This window comes from Streptomyces sp. NPDC051561, assembly GCF_044454195.1.
In the GTDB taxonomy this organism is placed as follows: domain Bacteria; phylum Actinomycetota; class Actinomycetes; order Streptomycetales; family Streptomycetaceae; genus Streptomyces.
The window spans coordinates 214,839-235,636 of sequence record NZ_JBITDM010000007.1; the positions used below are offsets into that span (position 1 = coordinate 214,839).

Annotated in this window: 20 protein-coding genes; 14 read left to right on the plus strand and 6 right to left on the minus strand. The window is 70.9% G+C overall.

The genetic code is table 11. The annotated features are described in order from the left end of the window. The first annotated feature begins 8 nt into the window (after positions 1-8). The 4 genes from ACIA73_RS18625 to ACIA73_RS18640 all read left to right on the plus strand — a co-directional run bounded on the left by ACIA73_RS18625 (position 9) and on the right by ACIA73_RS18640 (position 3,423). A complete protein-coding gene (locus tag ACIA73_RS18625; protein WP_399439629.1) occupies positions 9-881 on the plus strand; it encodes an acyl-CoA thioesterase in 873 nt (290 codons plus the stop codon). Then, complete coding sequence (locus ACIA73_RS18630; RefSeq protein WP_399439630.1) at positions 878-1,297, plus strand: DUF2809 domain-containing protein; 420 nt, start codon at positions 878-880, stop codon at positions 1,295-1,297. Before ACIA73_RS18625 ends, ACIA73_RS18630 begins: the two co-directional genes overlap by 4 nt. An 82-nt stretch (positions 1,298-1,379) precedes the next feature. Continuing rightward, entirely contained in the window at positions 1,380-2,861 is a 1,482-nt protein-coding gene (locus ACIA73_RS18635) for an aldehyde dehydrogenase family protein (protein WP_399439631.1), read from the plus strand. A gap of 118 nt (positions 2,862-2,979) precedes the next feature. Continuing rightward, positions 2,980-3,423 carry a VOC family protein gene (locus tag ACIA73_RS18640; protein WP_399439632.1) on the plus strand — a complete coding sequence of 148 codons (444 nt, stop codon included), beginning with the start codon at positions 2,980-2,982 and terminating at the stop codon, positions 3,421-3,423. 87 nt (positions 3,424-3,510) lie between these two features. Here ACIA73_RS18640 and ACIA73_RS18645 read toward each other — a convergent pair whose 3' ends face one another. The 3 genes from ACIA73_RS18645 to phnA all read right to left on the minus strand — a co-directional run bounded on the left by ACIA73_RS18645 (position 3,511) and on the right by phnA (position 7,568). Then, positions 3,511-4,677, minus strand: coding sequence for a TIGR03364 family FAD-dependent oxidoreductase (locus ACIA73_RS18645; RefSeq protein WP_399439633.1), 1,167 nt, complete (start codon positions 4,675-4,677; stop codon positions 3,511-3,513). A 115-nt stretch (positions 4,678-4,792) separates the two neighbouring features. Beyond that, positions 4,793-6,151: an MFS transporter gene (locus ACIA73_RS18650; RefSeq protein ID WP_399439635.1), complete on the minus strand. Its 1,359-nt coding sequence runs from the start codon at positions 6,149-6,151 to the stop codon at positions 4,793-4,795. 178 nt (positions 6,152-6,329) lie between these two features. Further along, a complete protein-coding gene (phnA, locus tag ACIA73_RS18655; protein ID WP_399439637.1) occupies positions 6,330-7,568 on the minus strand; it encodes a phosphonoacetate hydrolase in 1,239 nt (412 codons plus the stop codon). A gap of 194 nt (positions 7,569-7,762) precedes the next feature. Between phnA and ACIA73_RS18660 the strand changes: the two genes are divergently transcribed. The 4 genes from ACIA73_RS18660 to ACIA73_RS18675 all read left to right on the plus strand — a co-directional run bounded on the left by ACIA73_RS18660 (position 7,763) and on the right by ACIA73_RS18675 (position 12,639). Beyond that, positions 7,763-8,716, plus strand: coding sequence for a LysR family transcriptional regulator (locus ACIA73_RS18660; protein ID WP_399439638.1), 954 nt, complete (start codon positions 7,763-7,765; stop codon positions 8,714-8,716). 54 nt (positions 8,717-8,770) lie between these two features. Beyond that, entirely contained in the window at positions 8,771-9,859 is a 1,089-nt protein-coding gene (locus tag ACIA73_RS18665) for a substrate-binding domain-containing protein (RefSeq protein WP_399439640.1), read from the plus strand. 1,318 nt (positions 9,860-11,177) lie between these two features. Further along, a complete protein-coding gene (locus ACIA73_RS18670) occupies positions 11,178-12,077 on the plus strand; it encodes an SIS domain-containing protein (protein WP_399439642.1) in 900 nt (299 codons plus the stop codon). A 73-nt stretch (positions 12,078-12,150) separates the two neighbouring features. Then, positions 12,151-12,639 (plus strand): glutathione peroxidase, encoded by a 489-nt coding sequence (locus tag ACIA73_RS18675; RefSeq protein ID WP_399439643.1) that lies wholly within the window; start codon positions 12,151-12,153, stop codon positions 12,637-12,639. 176 nt (positions 12,640-12,815) lie between these two features. Here the strand turns inward: ACIA73_RS18675 and ACIA73_RS18680 are convergent, their stop codons facing one another. Beyond that, on the minus strand, positions 12,816-14,045 hold the full coding sequence (locus tag ACIA73_RS18680; protein WP_399439645.1) for an acyl-CoA dehydrogenase family protein: 1,230 nt from the start codon (positions 14,043-14,045) through the stop codon (positions 12,816-12,818). Between the two features lie 145 nt (positions 14,046-14,190). On the opposite strand from ACIA73_RS18680, the gene ACIA73_RS18685 reads away from it, so the two are divergent. Next, positions 14,191-14,877: a TetR family transcriptional regulator gene (locus ACIA73_RS18685; RefSeq protein ID WP_399439646.1), complete on the plus strand. Its 687-nt coding sequence runs from the start codon at positions 14,191-14,193 to the stop codon at positions 14,875-14,877. Between the two features lie 134 nt (positions 14,878-15,011). Here ACIA73_RS18685 and def read toward each other — a convergent pair whose 3' ends face one another. Then, positions 15,012-15,563, minus strand: coding sequence for a peptide deformylase (gene def / locus ACIA73_RS18690; RefSeq protein WP_399439647.1), 552 nt, complete (start codon positions 15,561-15,563; stop codon positions 15,012-15,014). Between the two features lie 171 nt (positions 15,564-15,734). Between def and ACIA73_RS18695 the strand changes: the two genes are divergently transcribed. The 5 genes from ACIA73_RS18695 to ACIA73_RS18715 all read left to right on the plus strand — a co-directional run bounded on the left by ACIA73_RS18695 (position 15,735) and on the right by ACIA73_RS18715 (position 20,325). Further along, on the plus strand, positions 15,735-16,973 hold the full coding sequence (locus ACIA73_RS18695; protein WP_399439648.1) for a MurT ligase domain-containing protein: 1,239 nt from the start codon (positions 15,735-15,737) through the stop codon (positions 16,971-16,973). A gap of 26 nt (positions 16,974-16,999) precedes the next feature. Next, positions 17,000-17,728, plus strand: coding sequence for a type 1 glutamine amidotransferase (locus tag ACIA73_RS18700; RefSeq protein WP_399439649.1), 729 nt, complete (start codon positions 17,000-17,002; stop codon positions 17,726-17,728). A gap of 231 nt (positions 17,729-17,959) precedes the next feature. Then, positions 17,960-18,985, plus strand: coding sequence for a 6-phosphofructokinase (locus tag ACIA73_RS18705; protein ID WP_399439650.1), 1,026 nt, complete (start codon positions 17,960-17,962; stop codon positions 18,983-18,985). Between the two features lie 108 nt (positions 18,986-19,093). Further along, positions 19,094-20,059, plus strand: a complete 966-nt coding sequence (locus ACIA73_RS18710) for a cytochrome c oxidase assembly protein (RefSeq protein ID WP_399439651.1) — start codon at positions 19,094-19,096, stop codon at positions 20,057-20,059. A gap of 101 nt (positions 20,060-20,160) precedes the next feature. Beyond that, a complete protein-coding gene (locus ACIA73_RS18715) occupies positions 20,161-20,325 on the plus strand; it encodes a hypothetical protein (RefSeq protein ID WP_399439652.1) in 165 nt (54 codons plus the stop codon). Positions 20,326-20,368: 43 nt separating this feature from the next. Here ACIA73_RS18715 and ACIA73_RS18720 read toward each other — a convergent pair whose 3' ends face one another. Continuing rightward, positions 20,369-20,761, minus strand: coding sequence for an SSI family serine proteinase inhibitor (locus ACIA73_RS18720; protein WP_399439653.1), 393 nt, complete (start codon positions 20,759-20,761; stop codon positions 20,369-20,371). Positions 20,762-20,798: the final 37 nt, after the last annotated feature.

Consider the following 20,798-nt stretch of genomic DNA (forward strand, 5'->3'; position numbering starts at 1 on the left):
CCCACACCATGACGAATCCGGCCGAGAGACTCGTAGATCTGCTCGACCTGGAGCAGATCGAGGTCAACATCTTCCGCGGGGCGAGCCCCCAGGAGCACCTCCAGCGCGTCTTCGGCGGCCAGGTCGCCGGTCAGGCCCTGGTCGCCGCGGGCCGCACCACCGACGGCGATCGCCCGGTCCACTCCCTGCACGCCTACTTCCTGCGTCCCGGCCGCCCCGGTGTCCCGATCGTCTACCAGGTGGAGCGCGTCCGTGACGGCCGCTCCTTCACCACCCGCCGGGTCACCGCCGTCCAGCAGGGCCGCACGATCTTCAACCTCACCGCCTCCTTCCACAAGCCGGAGGAGGGCGGCATCGGGCACCAGCTGCCGCCCCGCCGCGAGGTGCCCGGCCCCGAAGCGCTCCCCTCCGTCTCCGACGAGATCCGCGAACACCTCGGCGCGCTCCCCGAGCAGCTGGAACGCATGGCCCGCCGCCAGCCCTTCGACATCCGTTACGTCGACGGCCTGCGCTGGACCCGCGACGAGATCGAGGGCGCCGAGCCGCGCAGCGCGGTCTGGATGCGCGCGGTCGGCCCCCTCGGCGACGACCAGCTCGTCCACACCTGCGCCCTCGCCTACGCCTCCGACACCACCCTGCTCGACGCGGTCCGCCTCCCCGTCGAACCCCTCTGGGGCTCCCGCAACTTCGACATCGCCTCCCTGGACCACGCCATGTGGTTCCACCGCCCGTTCCGCGCCGACGAGTGGTTCCTCTACGACCAGGAGTCCCCCATCGCCACCGGCGGCCGCGGCCTGGCCCGCGGCCGCATCTACGACCGCGAGGGCCGTCTCCTCGTCTCGGTCGTCCAGGAGGGGCTGTTCAGGAAGCTGGGCGATTGATCCGGATACGTCTGGTGGCCCTGGGAGCGGCGGCGGCAGTGATCGCCGCCGCTCTCGGCATCCGCGCCGCCACGTCCGGCGACCTCGCCAAGTACGCGGGCGACGCGCTCTACACCGTCCTGCTGTATGCCCTGGTGGTCGCGGTGGCCCCCCGGGTACGTCCACTCGTCGCCGCTTCGGTCGCGCTCGGCGTCAGCTGGGCCGTGGAGTTCGCCCAACTCACCTCCGTACCGGCCACGTTGAGCGCACACAGCACGCTCGCGCGGCTGGCGCTCGGATCGACGTTCAATGCGCCCGACCTCTTCTGGTACGCCGTCGGGGCGGCCTGCGCGTACGGGGTGCACCGGGCCTGCGGCGGGGGCTGGAGGCCCAATAGGCCCCAGCTATCAGGCGCATACCCTAATCGCCCGTTGTGAGGACCCCCCGCGTGGGCGAGTCTGACCAGGTCCGGCGCAGCACACCGCGCCGGCCCCGGCTTGGTCCAGCGAAGGGGAGGGCATGGCACCCGCATCGGAGCGCAATCGACCCGCGACCGCACCGCACCTACGGCTCAATTTCATCGGCGGACAGTGGGTGGCGGCGGAGTCCGGGCAGACCCGGGAGAACGTCAACCCGGCTGACTTCGCCGACCCGATCGGCGAGTTCACCGAGTCCGGCGGTGTGGACGCCGACCACGCGGTGGACGCGGCGTCGGCGGCGCTGGCCGCGTGGCGCGGGCTCGGCCCCATCAAGCGGGCCGCGTACCTCACCGAGGCGCACCGGGTGCTGGGCGAGCGCGCCGAGGAGGTCGCCGCCGCCATCACCCGTGAGCAGGGCAAGCTCCTCGCCGAGGCCCGGGGCGAGGTGGAACGGGCGCGCGCCATCCTGGAGTTCACGGCCGGGCAGGCCCGGACCCTGGGCGGGGTGACCGCCCCGGCCGAGGAGGACCGTACCCTCGCGTTCACCTTCCGCAAGGCGATCGGTGTCGTCGGACTGATCTCCCCGTGGAACTTCCCTCTCGCGATCCCCCTGTGGAAGGTGGCTCCCGCGCTGCTCGCCGGGTGCACCGCGATCCTCAAGCCGTCGCCGCTTACCCCGCTGACGTCCGCACTGCTGGTGGAGATCTTCCAGCAGGCCGGGGTGCCGGACGGGGTGCTGAACCTGGTCCAGGGCGATGTGGCGGCCGGCGAGGCACTGGTCGCGAACCCCGCCGTGGTGGGCATCAGCTTCACGGGTTCACTGCCGGTGGGCACCGCGATCCATCAGGGCGGGGCGCACCGACTGCTGCGTACCCAGCTGGAGCTGGGCGGCAAGAACGCGGTGATCGTGTGTGATGACGCCGACCTGGACAAGGCAGTGGACGCGGTGCTGAAGGGCGCGTTCGGGCAGGCGGGCCAGCGGTGCAGTGCGACCAGCCGGGCCGTGGTGGACGTGCGGGTGCGGGACGAGTTCCTGGCGCGGCTGCTGCCGAGGCTGGAGAAGCTGCGGGTGGGGCCGGGTGACGATCCGGACGCGAAGATCTGCCCGGTGGTGAACACGGCCAGGCTGGACGCGGCGCTGGACGCCGTCGCGGGCGCGGTGCGCGAGGGCGGGAAGGTGCTGTGCGGCGGCGGGCGGGAGGTCCGTGAGGATCTGCCGGAGGGTTGTTATGTGCAGCCGACGGTCGTGCACACCGCGTGGGACAGCGAGTTGGCGCAGGAGGAGGTCTTCGGTCCGGTGCTCGCGGTGATCGACGCGGACGGTTTCGAGAACGCCATGGAGATCGCCAACTCGGTGAAGTACGGCATGTCGGGGACCATCTTCACCGCCTCGCAGTCGCGTGCCTTCGAGGCGATCGACCGCTTCGAGGCGGGCATGCTGCACGTCAACCGGCCGGGTGTGGGCGCGTACGCACATCTGCCGCACGTGGGGTCGAAGGCGTCGCAGTACGGGCCGCCGGAGTGCTCGCCGGAGGTGTGGGACTTCTATACGGAGTGGCACTCGGCCTGCATCAGCTACTGAGTGCCGCAGGCAGGAACACGGCTGGGCCGCTCGTCCCGAGACCTAGGACGAGCGGCCCAGTCGTGTTACTGCCGGGGCCGGTGCCGGGTGGACCCCGGGCCCCTGCACACTGAGCCTCATGACCAACTCCTGGCCCGCCCATCTCGACGTCGGCGCCGTCCGTTTCGCCCGGCCCACCGCCCGCTACGACGACGTCCTCGCCTTCTACCGCGACGACCTCCAGCTCCCCGTCCTCGCCGACTGGCGCGGGCACGACGGTTACGACGGTGTGGTGCTCGGTCTGCCCGGCTCCCCCGTGCACATGGAGATCACCCAGCACGGCAACCCGCCCCTGATCCCGCAGCCGCACCCGGAGAACCAGCTGGTGCTGTACGTGCGCGGGCCCGAGGCGGTCGAGGCCGCGGTGCGGCGGCTGCGCGAGCGCGGGCACCAGCCGGTGGAGGCGGCCAACTCGTACTGGCCGAAGCGGGGTGCGGTGGTGTTCGCCGACCCGGACGGCTGGATGGTCGTACTGGCACCCTGGGTGTTCGGTGAGGATCCCGTACCGACGCCCACGGACTGACAGCTCCAGGGCTGACAGCGCAAGGACTCACAAAGGGCCGGGCCCCGGCAGTCAACAACCGCCGGGGCCCTCACTCATGACGTGACGTCAGCTGCTCGGGATCAGCTCCTGGGCCAGGCCGAAGGAGAGCGTCATGCCCGCGCCGCCGACTCCGTTGACGACGGTGACGCCCGGCTCGGGGGTCTCGACGAGTTCGGTGCTGCCGTCGCGCAGGGACGGGTAGAAGCCGACCCAGCGTTCGGTGATCTCGGGCTCGGGGAGCCTCGCGAAGGTGCCCAGGTAGTCCAGGACGGCCCGGTTGATCTCCTCGCTCTCGAAGGGGTCGAGGGTCTTGGCGTAGGCGTGGCTGTCGCCGATGGTGAGGCGGCCGTCGGCGGTCTGGGAGAGCAGGACATGGATGCCGTTCTCCCGGTGGAAGGGGTACTGCTCGCCCATCCGCTCGGCCAGGGCGGTGCGCGAGGAACAGTCGTCGAAGGCGGCGTAGTGGAGGAGGGTGAGGCCGCCGCAGAGCATCGGGCCGAGTTCCCAGCCCCCGGGCTGGACGCCGGTGCGCATCATCTGGAGTTTGCAGCGGACGATGCCGGAGGCGGCGAACACCTCGGGGTAGAGGGTCTCGAAGTCGTTGCCGCTGCACACGAAGACGTTGTCGGCCTGCCAGTCGCCGGCCGTGGTGGAGAGGGTCGGCATGTCGATGCCGCGCACGGTGGTGCCGAAGCGGATGTCGACGCCGTACTCGCTGACCAGGTATGCGGCGACCGCGGGTATCGCGCGGCGGGGGTCGACGTTCAGCTCGGTGGGGCTCCACATGGCGGCGAGCAGCCCGTTCTCGACGGCGGTCGAGCTGCGCTCCAGGGCCTCGGCGGCAGTGATCATCCTGGTGCCGTTGGCGCGGGCGGGCTCGGTGATGTCGACGAATTCCTCAAGGACCGCGACCTCGTCGGCATGGTGGGCGAGGTGCAGGGAACCGCTGGGGGCCGCCCACAGTCCGGTCTTCTCGGAGATCTCCTGCCATACGGCCCGGCTGCGCAGTCCGCGGTCGTACATGGCGCCGCGCTGCTGGCCGACCGACCAGATCATGCCGAAGTTGCGGATGGAGGCGCCCACCGCGTAGTCGTCGCGTTCGAACAGGACGACCTTGTCACCCCGCTTGGCGGCGGCGAGGGCGTGGGCGAGTCCGACGATGCCGCCGCCGACGATCGCGGTGTCCGCACGGTTGACGGCGGCTTTGCCGGCCACGGCGCTCTTCACTGACATGGGGTCCCCTTCTCAAGACGCACGACAGGAACAAGATCAATTCGGGCTGTACGGGGGGCGACATCCGCAGGAACGCCGCCCCAGCGGGGAGTTGACTTCCGTGCGGGTACGCCGGTTACGCGGCCCTCGGCAACCGGTTCCAGTGCGGCACCATCAGTACGCCGGCCAGCAGGGCGGCCACCGCGAAGATGGCGAACAGGACTCCGCCGGAGAGGAATCCGGGCAGCAGCCCGCCCAGGATCGCGCCGACCGAACCGCATCCGTTGACCAGCCCCGCGGCCGTGCCCGCACCCTTGGCACTGCCGAAGTCGACGGCCGCGACACAGGAGATCATCGCGTCGGCGGCGTACACCGAGATCCCGATGACGGCGAGCACCGCGATCATCACGCCGACGCTGCCGGTCGCGGTGAGCGGCATGAAGAGGGCGAGGGCGGCGGTCAGGATGCCCAGCGAGATCACACAGGCGGGTGCGCGGCGGGACGTGAAGACGTGGTCGGAGACCCAGCCGATGAGGATCGGCGCGATGACTCCGGCGACCCCGAAGGCGACCGGGATGAGGGTGGCGCCCGCCTTGTCGATCGCGGGGATGCGCTCGGCGACGATCACCGGACCCCAGAGCAGGATCGCGTACCGGGCGGGCTTGAGCAGGAAGTAGCAGAGGCCCAGGGTGAGGACCATGCGGTCGCGGACGGTCTCGCGGTAGAGGGCGAGACCGGTGAGCTTCTCCTCGGGGGCGCCGTCGGCGGCGTGGGCCGCGTGCGGGTCGTGGTCCGGGTCCTCCAGGCCCACGTCCCTGGGCGAGTTCCGCTGGAGGACCAGGAAGAGTCCGAGGACGACGGCGAGGGTCGCGGCACCGGCGAAGAAGGCCGCCTGCCAGCTGTCGAACACCGAGTACGCCATCCAGCCGAGGAAGGGCGGGGCGGCCAGGCCGCCGAAGGCGTAGTTGGTGCTCCACAGCCCCAGGACGCGCCCGCGCTCCTTGACGGTGAAGAAGTTGCCCATGTTCTTGCAGAGCGGCGCCCATCCGGCGGACTGGGCGAGGCCCTGGAGGACCATCGCACCGCCGAAGACGAGGACGGCACTGCTGAGGCCCATCAGGCAGGAGGCGACGATCGCCCCGATCATGCCGCCGATGACGACGACGCGCGGTCCGAACCGGTCGGCCCACATGCCCCACAGGAACTGGCCGGCGGCGTAGGCCGCGAGGTAGACGGAGTCGATGACTCCCAACACCCCTTTGGTGAGGACGGTGTTGACGGCGGGGTCGTCCAGGATGCCGAGTTTGGCGACGGAGAAGGCCTGCCGTACGAAGTAGAAACCCGCGTAGGCGACCCAGGTGATCGCGAAGATCTGCCAGCGCCAGCGGGAGGCGCGGGCGGCGCCCAGGACCGGGTTGACCTGGTCCAGTGCTTCTCGGGTGGTGAGGGTCTGTGGTGGCTCTTCGGTTCCTTGCTGTGGTGCGAGGTCGGCCATGGCGGCGGCGTCCTGTCCTCGGCGTGCACGGGTAGGGGATGAGCGGTGCGGCTGGGCCGCGGCCGTGGCTTCGGCCGTGAACGGCTGGCACGGTGAACGGGCATGGCCCGGCCCCGGCGCGCGCCCGGGCCTGCGCGCCGGGGCCGGGTGGGTGGGATGGATGGCTGGAGCAGTGACCTCAGACGGTCAGGGAGCGGCCCGCCGCGAGGGTGGTGGCGACCCAGTACGCGTCGAAGTTGCGCAGCCGGTGTCCGGCGGGCAGTTCGACGGGTGCGTTGACCAGGAACGGGACCTTCTGCTCGGTCAGTCCGCCGTGCGAGCGCAGCGGCTCCTTGAAGCCGGAGATGTCGTGGCGCGAGGGCGTCGTACCGAGGGCGGTGTTGCGGGTCGCGATGACGACGATGTCGCCGATCCGGTCGTCCGGCAGCTCGAAGCGCTCGCAGGCCTCCTCGCGGGTGAGGACGGTGTCGACGCCGTCGATCGCGGCGACCTCGGCGACGAGGGCGGCCCGGTCCGCGTCCTCGGGCAGGTGCACGGTGGCGTAGGAGCCGAGCGCGCCGTGGTGGACGGTGTACGGGTCGGTGATCGGCAGGATCACCCTGGCGCTGCCCTCGCCGAGCCTGCCGTCCAGGAAGTCCTGGAGGAAGACCACTTGGGCCACCCCGTCGGAGTCCGACTTGGCGTTCATGCCGTGGTCGGCGGTGACCACGAGGATCGCGCCGAGGGCGTCGATCCTGGCGAAGTAGCCGTCCAGCATGGCGTAGAAGTCGTTGGCCACCGGCGACCCCGGGGCGTGCTTGTGCTGGATGTAGTCGGTGAGCGACAGATACATCAGCTGTGGGCCGGTCCGCTCCAGCACGTCGACGCCCGCGGCCATCACCAGCTCGCTGAGTTCGGCGCTGTAGACGGACGGCAGGTCCATGCCGACCCGCTCCAGGACCTTGCTGATCCCGTTGTCCTCGTCGGTGACCTGGTCGGCCTTCTCGGCGGAGAAGCAGATGCCGTCGACCAGGTCGCGGCCGAGCAGCCTGCGCAGTTTGTCCTTGGCGGTGATGACGGTGACCTTGCCGCCCGCCCTGGAGAACTCCGAGAAGAGGGTCGGCACCCGCAGCAGCTCGGGGGCGTTCATCATGATCTCGGTGCCGGACTCGGTGTCGTAGAAGTAGTTGCCGCAGATGCCGTGCACGGCCGGCGGCTGCCCGGTGGCGATGGAGATGTTGTTGGGGTTGGTGAACGACGGCATCGTGCAGTCGCCGCGCAGGTCCGCCCCCCGCTCCAGCATCTTCTCCAGGAACGGCATCCGCCCGTCCGCGACGGCCCGCTCGTGGTACGCGTCCTCGCTGCCGTCGATGCAGACCACGACGACGGGCCGCTGGGGCCACGGGTAGTCGCGGCCGTTGACCTGAAGCTGCTCCATGTACGGATCCACCTCTGAGAGTCGAAGTCGCGGAGCGGTGGCTGCCGCCCCGTGTGACATAGGTACACCCGGGGCACGGGAGGGAAGAACCTCTCGGATTGCTATAGCGGCCATAGCCGTATTCGGGCCAACGGGCCCCCTCCCCACGCGGCCGGATCGCGGTTAGGCTCACCGCGCGCACATGATCAAGAAGCGTGATCGACGTGAGGGGGCACGTGGAACTCAACCTCCACCGGCTGTGGATCTTCATGCAGGTCGTCGAGCACCAGGGCTTCTCCGCCGCCGCCCAGAAGCTCTACATGAGCCAGCCGTCGGTCTCCAACCAGGTGCGCCGCCTGGAACAGTCGCTGCGCGTCACCTTGATCGACCGCTCCGGCGCCAGGACCCGCCCCACCGCGGAGGGCGAGGTACTCGCCGAGTACGGCAAGCGGGTCTTCCTGCTCGCCGAGGAGGCGGTCTCCGCGGTGCAGCAGGTCAGCGGTCTGGCCTCGGGCCGGCTCCTGGTCGGCGGTACGACGACGGTCGGCACGTATCTGCTTCCCCCGCTGCTCTCCCGCTACCAGCAGGAGCACCCGGGCATCGTCTGCGACCTCTTCGTCGGCAACAACGAGGCGGTACTGGAACGGCTGCTGGGCGGCGGCATCGGCATCGCGGTGGTGGCCGGGACCCCGACCGCCAACCAGTTGGTGGTCGAGAGGGTCCTCGACGAGCGGCTGGTGGTGGTCGCCTCGCCGGCGCACCCGCTGGCCGGCTCCGCGGACGTGCGTCCGCAGGATCTCCGGACGTCCCGCTTCCTGTTGCGCGAGCCGGGTTCGCAGACCCGGGAGTTGCAGGAACAGGTGCTCGGTGACTGGGAGTTGGCGGACGTGCCGCACGGGGACGTATGGGGTCCGGAGGCGGTGAAGCAGTGTGTGGCGGCGGGCCTCGGGGTCACGCTGATCTCGGAGCACGCGGTGGTGGACGACGTACGGTCCGGGGCGCTGGTCGTGGTCCCGGTGTCGCCCGCGCCACGCTCGCGCCCGGTGAATCTGGTGCGGCGGCGCGACCGGCTGCTCTCCCCCGCGGAGCACGCCTTCATGGCGCTGATCCGTGAGATCGGCGGCTGGCCGCGCGAACTGCCCGAGGTCCGAAGTACCGACGGATGCTAGGGAGCGTTGACGCTAGGATTCAAGGAGCATTTCGCTCCGGGATCTGGGAGAACCGTGACCGCCCGAGAACTGAAGTTCCGCAAACTCACCGCCGATCTGCGGCGCGGCATCCAGGACGGCACCTGGCCACCGGGCAGCAAGCTCCCCACCGAACGGGCGCTGGCCGCCGAGACGGGCCTCTCCGTGACCACGGTCCGACGCGCCTACGAGGACCTGGTCGCCCAGGGAGTGGTCGAACGGCGGCAGGGCGCGGGCACGTTCGCCCTCGGCCGGACCCCCGGAGTGCCGAACCACCGGCGCGTCGTCGGCGTCCTCGTCCCGGACACCACGTTCTACTACCCCCGCGTCATCCAGGGCATCCAGGAGGTGCTGGCCGAGGCGGGGGCCCAGTTCGTGCTGGCCTGTTCGCACTACGACCGGCAGGCCGAGGACGCGGCGATCGCCGAACTGCTGCTGTCCGGTGTGGACGGGCTGCTCCTGGTTCCGGGCCTGCACGTGGAGGGTGATCCGGCCCGCCGTGCCGAGGAGTTGCTGGCGCTGCCCGTCCCCGCGGTCCTGGTGGAGCGCCGGCTCACCGCGGCCGGGCCGGGCGACCCCACCGAGCACGTCTGCACGGACCACGAGGGCGGGGCGTACGACGCGGTCCGTCATCTGCGCACCCTCGGCCACTCCCGCCTCGGTCTGGTCGTCCGTACGGATGCGGCGACGGCGGCCCCCATCCGTGCCGGGTTCGCCCGCGCCGTAACGGATTTCGGCCTGGCGGAGCCGGTGTACGACGCGGCCAGGATGGATGAGTGGAATCCGTCCCGGGCGGACTCCGCGGTGGCGGCGCTCGTCGCCGCAGGCGTCACCGGCGCCCTGTGCTTCGGTGACCGGGAGGCCGCCCTGGTCCAGTCGGCGGCCCGGCGGGCGGGGTTGCGGGTGCCGGACGACCTGGCGCTGGTCAGCTACGACAACGAGTTCGCGGACGTCGCGGAGATTCCGCTCACCGCCGTCTCACCGCCCAAGTTCCAGGTGGGCCGGCTGGCCGCGCAGATCCTGCTGCGGCGTCTGGCGGAGGGCGAGGCGTCACCGCTGCACCAGGTGCAGTTGCGGCCGAATCTGGTGGTGCGGGCGTCGTGCGGGGCGGGTCCCGGGAACTGAGGCGCGGTGCGGTTGCGGTGGCGGCTTCGGCGGCGGCGATTCTCCGTGCCACAGTCCGGTGGGTGACCCTTTGGCCCAGCACCCTCAGTTCCGCCTGCGCGTCCTGCCCACCGCACAGCCCCAGCGCCACCACCGCCGCCTCGGCCACTTCGGGGGCTGCCGCACGACCACTGGGCATCGGATCCAGGGACGTCCCGGTGAGGCGGGACAGGGCTGTCACCGAACTTCGCGTGGGCGCCAGCAGCGACAGCAGCCAGCAAAGCCCCCGCAGCGCCTGCGCGTTGTACGGGTCGGGGCGGTGGGCCAGGTCGATGTCCCCGTACCGGTGGCTGCGCAGCGGGACCGTGCGGGGCAGGCCGGTGAGCGCGAACCAGGCGAGGATCCGCCTGCGTACGGCTTCCGGGCCCGCTCCTTCGAGCAGCGCGCGACCGGCGGTGGCCCAGCGCTTGGAGGGGGTACGGGCGCTGAACGGAGCAGCGTGGGCGAGCAGTCGGTACCAGGGCTCGCCACCCGCCGCCGCGTCGCTGAGTGCCTGGTCGGCCCAGGGTTCACCCGGATTGAGCGGCGGGCCCGGAAAGGCGGCCGACGTCTCGCGCAGCGCGGGCTCGGCGTGGCCGGCCAGTGCGGTGCGCCGGAAAACGGCCAGGACTTCGGGGCCCGGCACCCGTCCGGCCATCAGCTCGGCGGCGGCCAGCTCCCAGTCCCGGTTGCCGGAACCGATCACGAACTGGCCCCCGATCCCGGCGAGTCGGGCCTGCCGCTCGGCAGCGAGCAGATCACCGTCGAGCCCCAGCACCACCCCACTCGCGACCACCAGCAGCTCCGCACGCAGATAACGGGGGTCGCGCCCGAACTCCTCGAAGACGTACGGCCCTTCGTCCCGAACGGTCGTCAGCCACCGCGCCCATATCCGTCCGAGCGCCAGCCGGTCCGCGTCGGGGAGGGAGCGCAGCCACGCCATGTTCTCCGCCCCCGGCCCGGTCATGGCCCCATTGCGGCAGGCGGCTCGCATCACGGAGTGCGCGAGTCCCCGCAGATCACCGCGCGCGGCCAGCACCCGGTACTCGGCGGCCTGCTCCACCAGCACCCGCGGGTCCCGCAGCCCTCTGCTCACTCCCGTCGTCTCGCTCATGATCCGAGCCTAGGAGCCACCACTGACAACGCGTCCGGCTCGCTCCGAGCGCTCTCTCCTCAGGTCACCGATTACTCCCGCATTGCTCCTGCATTGCTCATTGCGGGATGTCCCTCTCCTGGCAAGAATCGGGTCACCCCTCACCCAGCCACCGCCGCGCACCCCACCACTCCCTGGAGCCCCACCATGACCGCCGCAGCCCATGTCACCGCCGAGATCGCCTCGCAGCCCGCCTGCTGGGCCCGCGCCGCCGAACTGGCCGCCACCGTCGGACACGACCTGCCGCAGCCCGGCGAACGGGTCGCCGTCGTCGGCTGCGGGACCTCCTTCTACATGGCCCGCGCCTACGCCGCCCTGCGCGAGCGCGCGGGCCAGGGCGAGACCGACGCCTACGCCGCCTCGGAGGCGGCCCTCGGCCGCCCGTACGACCGCGTGGTCGCCCTCACCCGCTCCGGCACCACGACCGAGGTGCTGGTGCTCCTGGCGGAGGTCTCCGGCCGCATCCCGGCCCTTGTACTGACGGGGGTCCCCGGAGGGCCGGTCGCGGATCACGCGGACGCCCTGGTCGACCTGTCCTTCGCCGACGAGAGATCCGTCGTCCAGACCCGGTTCGCCACCACCGCGCTCCAACTCCTGCGGGCCGGTCTCGGGTTCGACCTCGCCGCCTCGATCGCGGACGGTGAGCTCTCGGTGGAGGAGCCGCTCCCCCGCCTGTGGCTCGACCGCAGCCAGTTCACCTTCCTCGGCCGTGGCTGGACGGTCGGCCTGGCCGACGAGGCGGCGCTCAAGCTGCGCGAGGCGGCCCGGGCGTGGACCGAGTCGTACGCCGCGATGGAGTACCGGCACGGCCCGATCAGCATCAGCGACGAGCACAGCCTGGTCTGGTCGTTCGGCGAGCCGCCGGCCGGCCTTGAGGACGAAGTGTCCTTCACCGGAGCCCTGTTCAGCGCGGATCTGCTGGACCCGGTGGCGTCCCTGGTGCGTGCCCAGCGGCTCGCCGTGGAACTGGCCGCCCGCCGGGGCATGAATCCCGACCGTCCGCGCAACCTCTCCCGCTCGGTGATCCTCACCGGGGCAGCCGCCTGATTGTCGGCGGCGCGCGTTAGCCTGCGGATTCGGGACATTCGATGCTCCCGAGGAATTGAGGAGGACACAGCGCATGAGCCTGTACGACATCCCGCTGCGCACCCTGGACGGCGACCCGACCAGCCTGGCCGCACACAAGGGCAAGGCGGTCCTGATCGTCAATGTCGCGTCCAAGTGCGGCCTGACGCCCCAGTACACCGGCCTGGAGCAGCTCCAGAAGACCTACGCGGACCGGGGCTTCACCGTGCTCGGTGTCCCGTGCAACCAGTTCGCGGGCCAGGAGCCGGGCAGCGCGGAGGAGATCGCTGAGTTCTGCTCGGCGAGCTACGGAGTGTCCTTCCCCCTCCTGGAAAAGAGCGAGGTGAACGGCGACCACCGCCACCCCCTCTACGCCGAGCTCACCCAGTTCGCGGACGCGGAGGGCGAGGCCGGCGACGTGCAGTGGAACTTCGAGAAGTTCCTCACCGACCCCCAGGGTGAGGTGGTGGCCCGCTTCCGCCCCCGCACCGAGCCGACCGACACGGTGGTCGTCGCGGCGATCGAAGCCAACCTGCCGGGCTGACCTGCCGGGGCCTGTGCGGGGCCTGTCGGGGCGTTCACCCGGCGCACGCTCGACGGAGGCGGCCCTCTCCGGGTGGGGAGGGCCGCCTCCGTGAAGTCGCCGCAGGAGCGTTACCCCGGGCGGCGGGCGGGCGGGTACGCCCGCTACTACATCTGTGTCCGCGCCCGCGCCTACGTCTAGCGGATGGGCATTCCCGACAGGGTGCGGGCGATCACCAGGCGCTGGATCTCGCTGGTGCCTTCGAAGATGGTGTAGATGGCGCTGTCGCGGTGCATCCGCTCCACGGGGTACTCGCGGGTGTAACCGTTGCCGCCGAGGATCTGGACGGCCTGGGCGGTGACCTTCTTGGAGACCTCGCTGGCGTAGAGCTTGGACATGGAGCCCTCGGCCGCGGTGAACGGCTTGCCGGAGACGGCCATCCAGGAGGCGCGCCAGACCAGGAGACGGGCGGCGTCGATCTGGGTGCGCATGTCGGCGAGCTGGAAGGCGATGCCCTGGTTGTCGATGATCGGGCGGCCGAACTGTTCGCGGGTCTTCGCATAGTCGAGGGCGACCTCGTAGGCGGCCCTGGCGGTGCCGACGGCCATCGCGCCGACTGCCGGGCGGGAGGCCTCGAAGGTGGCCATGGCGGCGTTCTTCACGCGCTCGCCGCCGCCCTTGGCCGCACGCTCGCGGGCCCTGGCGAGGCGCTCGTCGAGCTTCTCCTTGCCGCCCAGGAGGCAGGAGCCGGGGACGCGGGCGTCCTCCAGGACGACCTCCGCCGTGTGCGAGGCGCGGATGCCGTGCTTCTTGAACTTCTGGCCCTGGGAGAGGCCGGGGGTGTTCGGCGGCACGATGAAGGAGGCGTGGCCCTTGGAACCGAGGGAGGGGTCCACACAGGCGACGACGACGTGGACGTTGGCGATGCCGCCGTTGGTCGCCCAGGTCTTGGTGCCGTTGAGGACCCACTCGTCCTTGGCCTCGTCGTACACGGCCCTGGTGCGCATCGAGGCGACGTCGGAGCCGGCGTCGGGCTCGGAGGAGCAGAAGGCGGCGACCTTCACATCATTGGCGTCGCCGTACATCTGGGGTATCCAGGTGCCGATCTGCTCCTCGGTGCCGTTGGCCAGGACGCCGACGGCGGCCAGGCCGGTCCCGACGATGGACAGTCCGATACCCGCATCACCCCAGAACAGTTCCTCCATAGCCATGGGGATGCCGAGCCCCGTAGGGTCGAAGTACTGCTGCGCGTAGAAGTCGAGCGAGTAGATGCCCAGTTTGGCGGCCTCCTGGATCACCGGCCAGGGCGTTTCCTCACGCTCGTCCCATTCCGCGGCGGCCGGGCGCATCACATCCGCGGCGAAACCGTGGATCCAGTCGCGGACCTGCTTCTGGTCATCGTTGAGATCGAGCGTGAACTCGGCCATGTCCCCTCCAGCGCGTGCACGTTACTTGCGGTAACCCCGAGTGTGTTACCGATGAGTAGCCCCTGTCAACAGCTGCCTGTCAGTGGGCAGTGTTACGTTGCGCGGGCGTCACGGAACGGATTCGCTTGGGCGGGGAGTGCACACGATGGACACCACACAGCAGGTCGCGCGGCAGGCCGGACAGCCGGGTGGGCAGGGCACCGGGCAGCGCTCGACCACCGAGAACCGGCGTCGCGAACTGCTCGAAGCGGCGGACCGGGTGGTGCTCCGGGACGGCCCGCAGGCGTCCATGAACGCGATAGCGGCCGAGGCGGGCATCACCAAGCCGATCCTCTACCGCCACTTCGGCGACAAGGGCGGCCTGTACCGCGCACTCGCCAAGCGCCACACCGACGCCCTGCTCTCCGCCCTGCGCGCGGCCCTGGACGCCCCGGCCGAGCGCCGCGAGCGGGTGGAGCGCACGCTCGACACCTACCTGGCCGCGATCGAGGCCCGCCCGCAGGTCTACCGCTTCCTGATGCATCCGGCGGAGGACACCGCCGCCCCGCAGCCCGAGCAGGGCTTCGACGTCGGCCGGCATTCGGCGCCGCTGCTGCGGCGGATGGGCGAGGAGCTGGCGGAGGTCATCGCCGAGCGCGTCGACCTCGGCCCGAACAGCGAGCAGCTGGCCCGCGTCTGGGGCCACGGAATCGTCGGCATGATGCACGCGGCCGGTGACTGGTGGCTGGGTGAACGCCCGTGCTCCCGCGCCGAGTTGGTCGCCAGCCTGGCCGACCTGTTGTGGGGCCGCCTCGCCGCAGCCGGCGACCGCCCGGGCGGCCCCGGCTTCTGAGCCCCCGCGTCTACGGGGGCGGGGCACGCCGACGGAGCACGGCGGCCCGACGGAGGGGTACGCCCGGTCAGGACACCGACCCGCGACGACCACCGCGACGTACCGCGGAAGACCTGGACGTACCGCCAAAAACCCTAGGAGGCGTCCGTACGCCCCCACGCCGTCTTCCGCGCCTGGCGTCGCACCTTCGCCCTGCGCCAACCGCTGAGCCGGTCCGGGTAGAGCGTCCCGTCGAGGTGGTCGCACTCGTGCTGGAGGCAGCGGGCGAAGAAGCCGGTGCCCGCGACGCGTACCGGTTCGCCGGTCATCGTGAAGCCCTCGACCACCGCGTGGTCGAAGCGCTCGGTGCCCGCTTCCAGGCCGGGCAGCGAGAGGCAGCCCTCGGGGCCCCGGATCACCGGACCGTCTGCCTCCACCAGGCGCGGATTGACCAGGTGGCCGAGGTGGCGGACCTCGTCGTCGTCGGGGCAGTCGTAGACGAAGACCCGCAGCGACTCGCCGGCCTGGTTGGCGGCGAGGCCGACGCCCTCGGCCGCGTACATCGTCGCGAACAGGTCCTCGACGAGGCGGGCGAGGTCCGGGCCGAAGTCGGTCACGGGCTCGCAGGGGGCGTGCAGTACGGGGTCGCCGAGCAGCCTCATGGCGCGTACGGTGCCGGAACTGCCGGGAATGGGGCGGTGTCGCATGGGCGTAAGCGTACGTTCCGCGCCGTGTCACGTACCGTCGAGGCCCTCCGGGCTCTCCCCCACCGGTGCCGCGGTTCGGGCACCCGGCGGGACATCGATAGGCTGAGCCCGGACTGTTGACCGGTGGACCTGGGGCAAGTGCGGCGCCGGATGCAAGGAGGACAAGTGACGATGGCAGGCAACACGGAGCCGTTGTCGCCGCGGGCCAAGCTGGCCGTGACGGCAGGCAAGGCCGCGGCGGCGGTGTCCCGTGCCGCGGGACGCGGTAGCGGTTCGGTGATCGGTGGAAAGGTCGCGCTCAAGCTCGACCCGGATCTGCTGGGACGGCTCGCACAGCATCTGGACGTGGTGCTTGTCTCGGCGACCAACGGCAAGACGACGACGACCCGGCTGATCGCGGAGGCCCTGCGGGCCAGCGGTCCGGTCGTCTCCAACGCGCTCGGCGCCAATATGCCGGCGGGCATCACGTCCGCGCTGGCGGGCGGCTCGGACGCGAAGTACGGCGTGATCGAGGTCGACGAGAAGTACCTCGCCGGGGTGGCCCGCGATGTGACGCCCAAGGCGATCGCACTGCTCAACCTCTCCCGCGACCAGCTCGACCGGGCCGCCGAGACCCGGATGCTGGCCGAGAAGTGGCGCGAGGGCCTGGCCGGTTCCAAGGCCGTGGTGATCGCGAACGCGGACGACCCGCTGATCGTGTGGGCGGCCTCGTCCTCGCCGAACGTGGTGTGGGTGGCCGCCGGGCAGGAGTGGAAGGACGACGCCTGGTCGTGCCCCTCCTGCGGCGGTGTGATGCAGCGTCCCGGCGACGACTGGTTCTGCGGCGACTGCGGCTTCCGCCGTCCGACGCCGAGCTGGGTGCTCTCCGGCGACCACGTCCTGGACCCGCACGGCAGCGCGTGGCCGATCCACCTCCAGCTGCCGGGCCGCGCCAACAAGGCGAACGCGGCCACCTCGGCCGCCGTCGCCGCGACCTTCGGCGTACCGCCGCAGGTGGCGCTGGAGCGGATGTACCAGGTGCAGGCGGTGGCCGGACGATACGACATCGTCCAGTTCGAGAACCGTGAGCTGCGGCTGCTGCTCGCGAAGAACCCGGCCGGCTGGCTGGAGACCTTCTCGCTGATCAACCCGCCGCCGACGCCGGTGGTCCTGGCCGTCAACGCCCGTGGCGCCGACGGCACCGACACCTCCTGGCTGTGGGACGTCGACTACACCCGGCTCGCCGGTCACCCGATCTTCGTGCTCGGCGACCGCAAGCTGGACCTGGCGGTACGACTTGAGGTCGCGGGCCTGGACTTCCGGGTCTGCGAGAACCTGGACGAGGCCGTCCGGATGGCACCTCCCGGGCTGATCGAGACGATCGCCAACTACACCGCATTCCAGGACCTCCGCCGCCGCGTCGGCAACTGACGGAAATCGCAGAGGACATGACTCGAATGAACGACAGCAGTCTGCGGCTCGTCTGGATCTACCCGGACCTGCTCAGCACGTACGGCGACCAGGGCAACGCCCTCGTCGTCGAGCGCCGGGCCCGTCAGCGCGGTCTCGATGTGCAGCGCGTGGACGTACGCAGCGACCAGCCCATCCCCACCTCCGGCGACATCTATCTGATCGGCGGCGGTGAGGACCGCCCGCAGCGGCTGGCCGCCGAGCGGCTGCGCAAGGACGGCGGGCTGAGCCGGGCCGTCTCCAACGGGGCGATCGTCTTCTCCGTGTGCGCCGGCTACCAGATCCTGGGCCACGAGTTCATCAACGACCTCGGCCAGCGCGAGCAGGGTCTCGGTCTGCTCGACGTGATCTCCACCCGTGGCGAGGGCGAGCGCTGCGTGGGCGACGTACTCGCCGACATCGACGCCCCGTTGAACCTCCCGCAGCTCACCGGCTTCGAGAACCACCAGGGCATCACCCACCTCGGCCCCACCGCCCGCCCCCTCGCCCGGGTCCGCCTCGGCAAGGGCAACGGCACCGGCGACGGCACCGAGGGCGCGTACAACGACACCGTCTTCGGTACGTACATGCACGGCCCGGTCCTCGCCCGCAACCCGCTGATCGCGGACCTGCTGCTGAAGCTGGCCCTCGATGTGAACGCCCTGCCGCCCACCGACGACCGCTGGTACGAGGCGCTGCGCGCCGAGCGCATCAGCAGCGCCACACAGCCCGCCTGACCCGCGGACCGCGCGGAACGCGTGCCCCGGGCAGAACACGTGGCCCACGGCAGAGCACGCGGAAAAGGTGGCTCACATGGGCCCGGGTGAGCTCATGCGGTGAAATCGCCGCGAAAGTCCACCGGTTGGACGTCCGGTTCGGTCCCGTCATCCCTCGCTTGTAGGGTGACGGGACCCCGCCCGGACGACGTGGTCCGGTCATTCGGCCCACGTTGCAAAGGTTTTCGCGCCATGCGCATTGGTGTCCTCACCTCCGGCGGCGACTGCCCCGGCCTGAACGCCGTCATCCGTTCCGTCGTCCACCGCGCCGTCGCCGACCACGGCGACGAAGTCATCGGCTTCCACGACGGCTGGCGCGGTCTCCTCGAATGCGACTACCGCCCGCTCGAACTCGACGATGTCAACGGCATCCTGGCGCGCGGCGGCACCATCCTCGGTTCCTCCCGGGTCCAGCCCGCCCATCTGCGCGGCGGCGTCGAGACCGCCCGCGGCCATGTCGCCGACCTCGGCCTCGACGCGATCATCCCGATCGGTGGCGAAGGCACCCTCAAGGCCGCCCACCTCCTCTCCGAGGCGGGGCTGCCCATCGTCGGCGTACCCAAGACCATTGACAACGACATCGCGTCCACCGACGTCACCTTCGGTTTCGACACCGCGGTGGGCGTTGCCACCGAGGCGCTCGACCGGCTGAAGACCACCGCCGAGTCGCACCAGCGGGTGCTGATCGTGGAGGTCATGGGCCGCCACACCGGGTGGATCGCGCTGCACTCCGGCATGGCGGCCGGTGCGCACGCCATCGTCGTCCCGGAGCGGCCCTTCGACATCGGGGAGCTGACCGAGCTGGTCGGCAAGCGGTTCTCGGCGGGCAAGCGGTTCGCGATCGTGGTGGTCGCGGAGGGGGCGAAGCCGCGTGCGGGGTCGATGGAGTTCGACATCGGCAAGAAGGACCAGTACGGGCACGAGCGTTTCGCCGGGGTCGCCAACCAGCTGGCGATCGAGCTGGAGGAGCGCCTGGGCAAGGAGGCCCGCCCGGTGATCCTCGGGCACGTCCAGCGCGGCGGCACGCCGACCGCGTACGACCGCGTCCTCGCGACCCGCTTCGGCTGGCACGCGGTGGAGGCGGCGCACCGCGGTGAGTTCGGCATGATGACGGCGCTGCGCGGCACGAACATCGAGATGGTGCCGCTGACCGGTGCCGTCGAGGAGCTGAAGACGGTGCCCGCGGAGCGGTACGCGGAAGCGGAGTGCGTGCTGTAGCCCACAGGCTCCCAGAGCTGCCCCCGGTCGCCGACGCGGCCGGGGGCAGTTCTACTCTGGACCGGACAACCAGCACGAAACAGGCGGCACGAAAACAGGAGTCACCGGATGGATCACAGCGGGCACGGCATGAACATGGATCTGCCGCCGTTCACGCTGGGACGGGGTTTGGAGCTGTCCCCCGATCCCTTCTTCCTGATCGGCTGCCTGGCGGCGCTCGCCCTGTACGGGTGGGGTGTGGTGCGGCTGAAGCGACGCGGTGACGACTGGCCGATCGGCCGGACGGTCTTCTTCGTCGTCGGCGTACTGACCGTGATGCTGGTGATGTGCACCAAGCTCAACGACTACGGCATGGTCATGTTCAGCGTGCACATGGTGCAGCACATGATCGTCAGCATGCTGTCGCCGATCCTGCTGCTGCTCGGCGCACCGATCACCCTGGCGCTGCGCGCACTGCCGGTGTCGGGACGCGGACGCAAGGGCCGCAAGGGTCCGCGTGAGCTGCTGCTCGCCCTGCTGCACAGCCGGTACATGAAGATCATCACGCACCCGGCGTTCACCATCCCGCTGTTCATCGCGAGCCTGTACGGCTTCTACTTCACGCCGCTCTTCGACATGCTGATGGGCAACACGGTCGGCCACGTGGTGATGATGGTGCACTTCCTCGCCGTCGGCCTGGTCTTCTTCTGGCCGATCATGGGCGTCGACCCGGGGCCGCACCGGCCCGGTTATGTGATGCGGATGCTGGAGCTGTTCGCCGGAATGCCGTTCCACGCGTTCTTCGGCATCGCCCTGATGATGGCGACCCAGCCGATGGTCGAGGCGTACAAGAACCCGCCCGCCTCGCTGGGCATCGACGCGCTCGCCGATCAGAACGCGGCGGGCGGCATCGCCTGGGCGTTCAGCGAGATCCCCTCCGTGCTGGTACTGATCGCGCTGGTCTTCCAGTGGTACCGCTCCGAGCAGCGGGTGGCCCGTCGCTCGGACCGGGCGGCGGACCGGGACGGCGACAAGGAGCTCGCGGAGTACAACGCGTACCTGGCCTCGCTGCAGGCGCGCGGCGGTCAGTCGTAGCGGCGGAGCCGGCCGTACACCTGGATGCGGAACCGGCCGCACGCTAGCGGTGGCCGCCCCCGCCGGGTGACGATGTCCTCCACTCGAAGGAGGCGGCGCCGATGCCCGGTTCACCGAAATCGATGGGGGCACTGACCGTCGGAACGCTGGTGGTCGTCACGGCGTACACGGCGGCGATGGGCAGCAACGGCTGGCTGTGGTTCGGCTGGGTGGTGCTGTTGCTGGCGACGGTGGGAACGGCGGCGACGACGACGCGCGGGCGCTGAGGGCCTGCGGCGCGGGGCGGCCACGCGCCGTGCCGCCCACGGGTCAGAAGCGGAAGACGTCCCCGGTCGCCGCGTCGAGCATGCACGCGTTGCCGAAGGTCTTCTTCCAGTGGACGGTACGTCCGTGCCAGGTGCCGTCCGCCGTCGCGGTCACCGGGTCGTACTGCTTGGTGCAGGTCCGCGGCTCACTCCGCAGCGCGTCGAAGTCGCCGCGCGCCCAGGTCAGGTCGTTGCAGGCGGCCAGTGCCTCGGGGTGGCCGCCGCCCGCCTCCGGCGAGCAGTTCAGGTTGACGCCCCGGATCCAGGTGTGCTCGGCGCCCGAGACCGTGAGCAGCAGACTGTGCCCGGGGTCGGGGTGGCCGTCGGCGACCGCGGTGGCCGCGGGGGCGAGGGCGAGCAGGGCGGTGACCGCGAGGGCGGCGGTGCGGATGCGCATGGGACCTCCGGGGAGACAAGGGTCTGGCAGGGGAAGA

Bases quoted from the DNA above. Each gene is read 5' to 3' on its own strand.
- ACIA73_RS18625 (WP_399439629.1), top strand. From the start codon at position 9: ATGACGAATCCGGCCGAGAGACTCGTAGATCTGCTCGACCTGGAGCAG.
- ACIA73_RS18635 (WP_399439631.1), top strand. From the start codon at position 1,380: ATGGCACCCGCATCGGAGCGCAATCGACCCGCGACCGCACCGCACCTA.
- ACIA73_RS18640 (WP_399439632.1), top strand. From the start codon at position 2,980: ATGACCAACTCCTGGCCCGCCCATCTCGACGTCGGCGCCGTCCGTTTC.
- ACIA73_RS18645 (WP_399439633.1), bottom strand. From the start codon at position 4,677: ATGTCAGTGAAGAGCGCCGTGGCCGGCAAAGCCGCCGTCAACCGTGCG.
- ACIA73_RS18650 (WP_399439635.1), bottom strand. From the start codon at position 6,151: ATGGCCGACCTCGCACCACAGCAAGGAACCGAAGAGCCACCACAGACC.
- phnA (WP_399439637.1), bottom strand. From the start codon at position 7,568: ATGGAGCAGCTTCAGGTCAACGGCCGCGACTACCCGTGGCCCCAGCGG.
- ACIA73_RS18670 (WP_399439642.1), top strand. From the start codon at position 11,178: ATGACCGCCGCAGCCCATGTCACCGCCGAGATCGCCTCGCAGCCCGCC.
- ACIA73_RS18675 (WP_399439643.1), top strand. From the start codon at position 12,151: ATGAGCCTGTACGACATCCCGCTGCGCACCCTGGACGGCGACCCGACC.
- ACIA73_RS18680 (WP_399439645.1), bottom strand. From the start codon at position 14,045: ATGGCCGAGTTCACGCTCGATCTCAACGATGACCAGAAGCAGGTCCGC.
- ACIA73_RS18685 (WP_399439646.1), top strand. From the start codon at position 14,191: ATGGACACCACACAGCAGGTCGCGCGGCAGGCCGGACAGCCGGGTGGG.
- def (WP_399439647.1), bottom strand. From the start codon at position 15,563: ATGCGACACCGCCCCATTCCCGGCAGTTCCGGCACCGTACGCGCCATG.
- ACIA73_RS18695 (WP_399439648.1), top strand. From the start codon at position 15,735: ATGGCAGGCAACACGGAGCCGTTGTCGCCGCGGGCCAAGCTGGCCGTG.
- ACIA73_RS18700 (WP_399439649.1), top strand. From the start codon at position 17,000: ATGAACGACAGCAGTCTGCGGCTCGTCTGGATCTACCCGGACCTGCTC.
- ACIA73_RS18705 (WP_399439650.1), top strand. From the start codon at position 17,960: ATGCGCATTGGTGTCCTCACCTCCGGCGGCGACTGCCCCGGCCTGAAC.
- ACIA73_RS18710 (WP_399439651.1), top strand. From the start codon at position 19,094: ATGGATCACAGCGGGCACGGCATGAACATGGATCTGCCGCCGTTCACG.
- ACIA73_RS18715 (WP_399439652.1), top strand. From the start codon at position 20,161: ATGCCCGGTTCACCGAAATCGATGGGGGCACTGACCGTCGGAACGCTG.
- ACIA73_RS18720 (WP_399439653.1), bottom strand. From the start codon at position 20,761: ATGCGCATCCGCACCGCCGCCCTCGCGGTCACCGCCCTGCTCGCCCTC.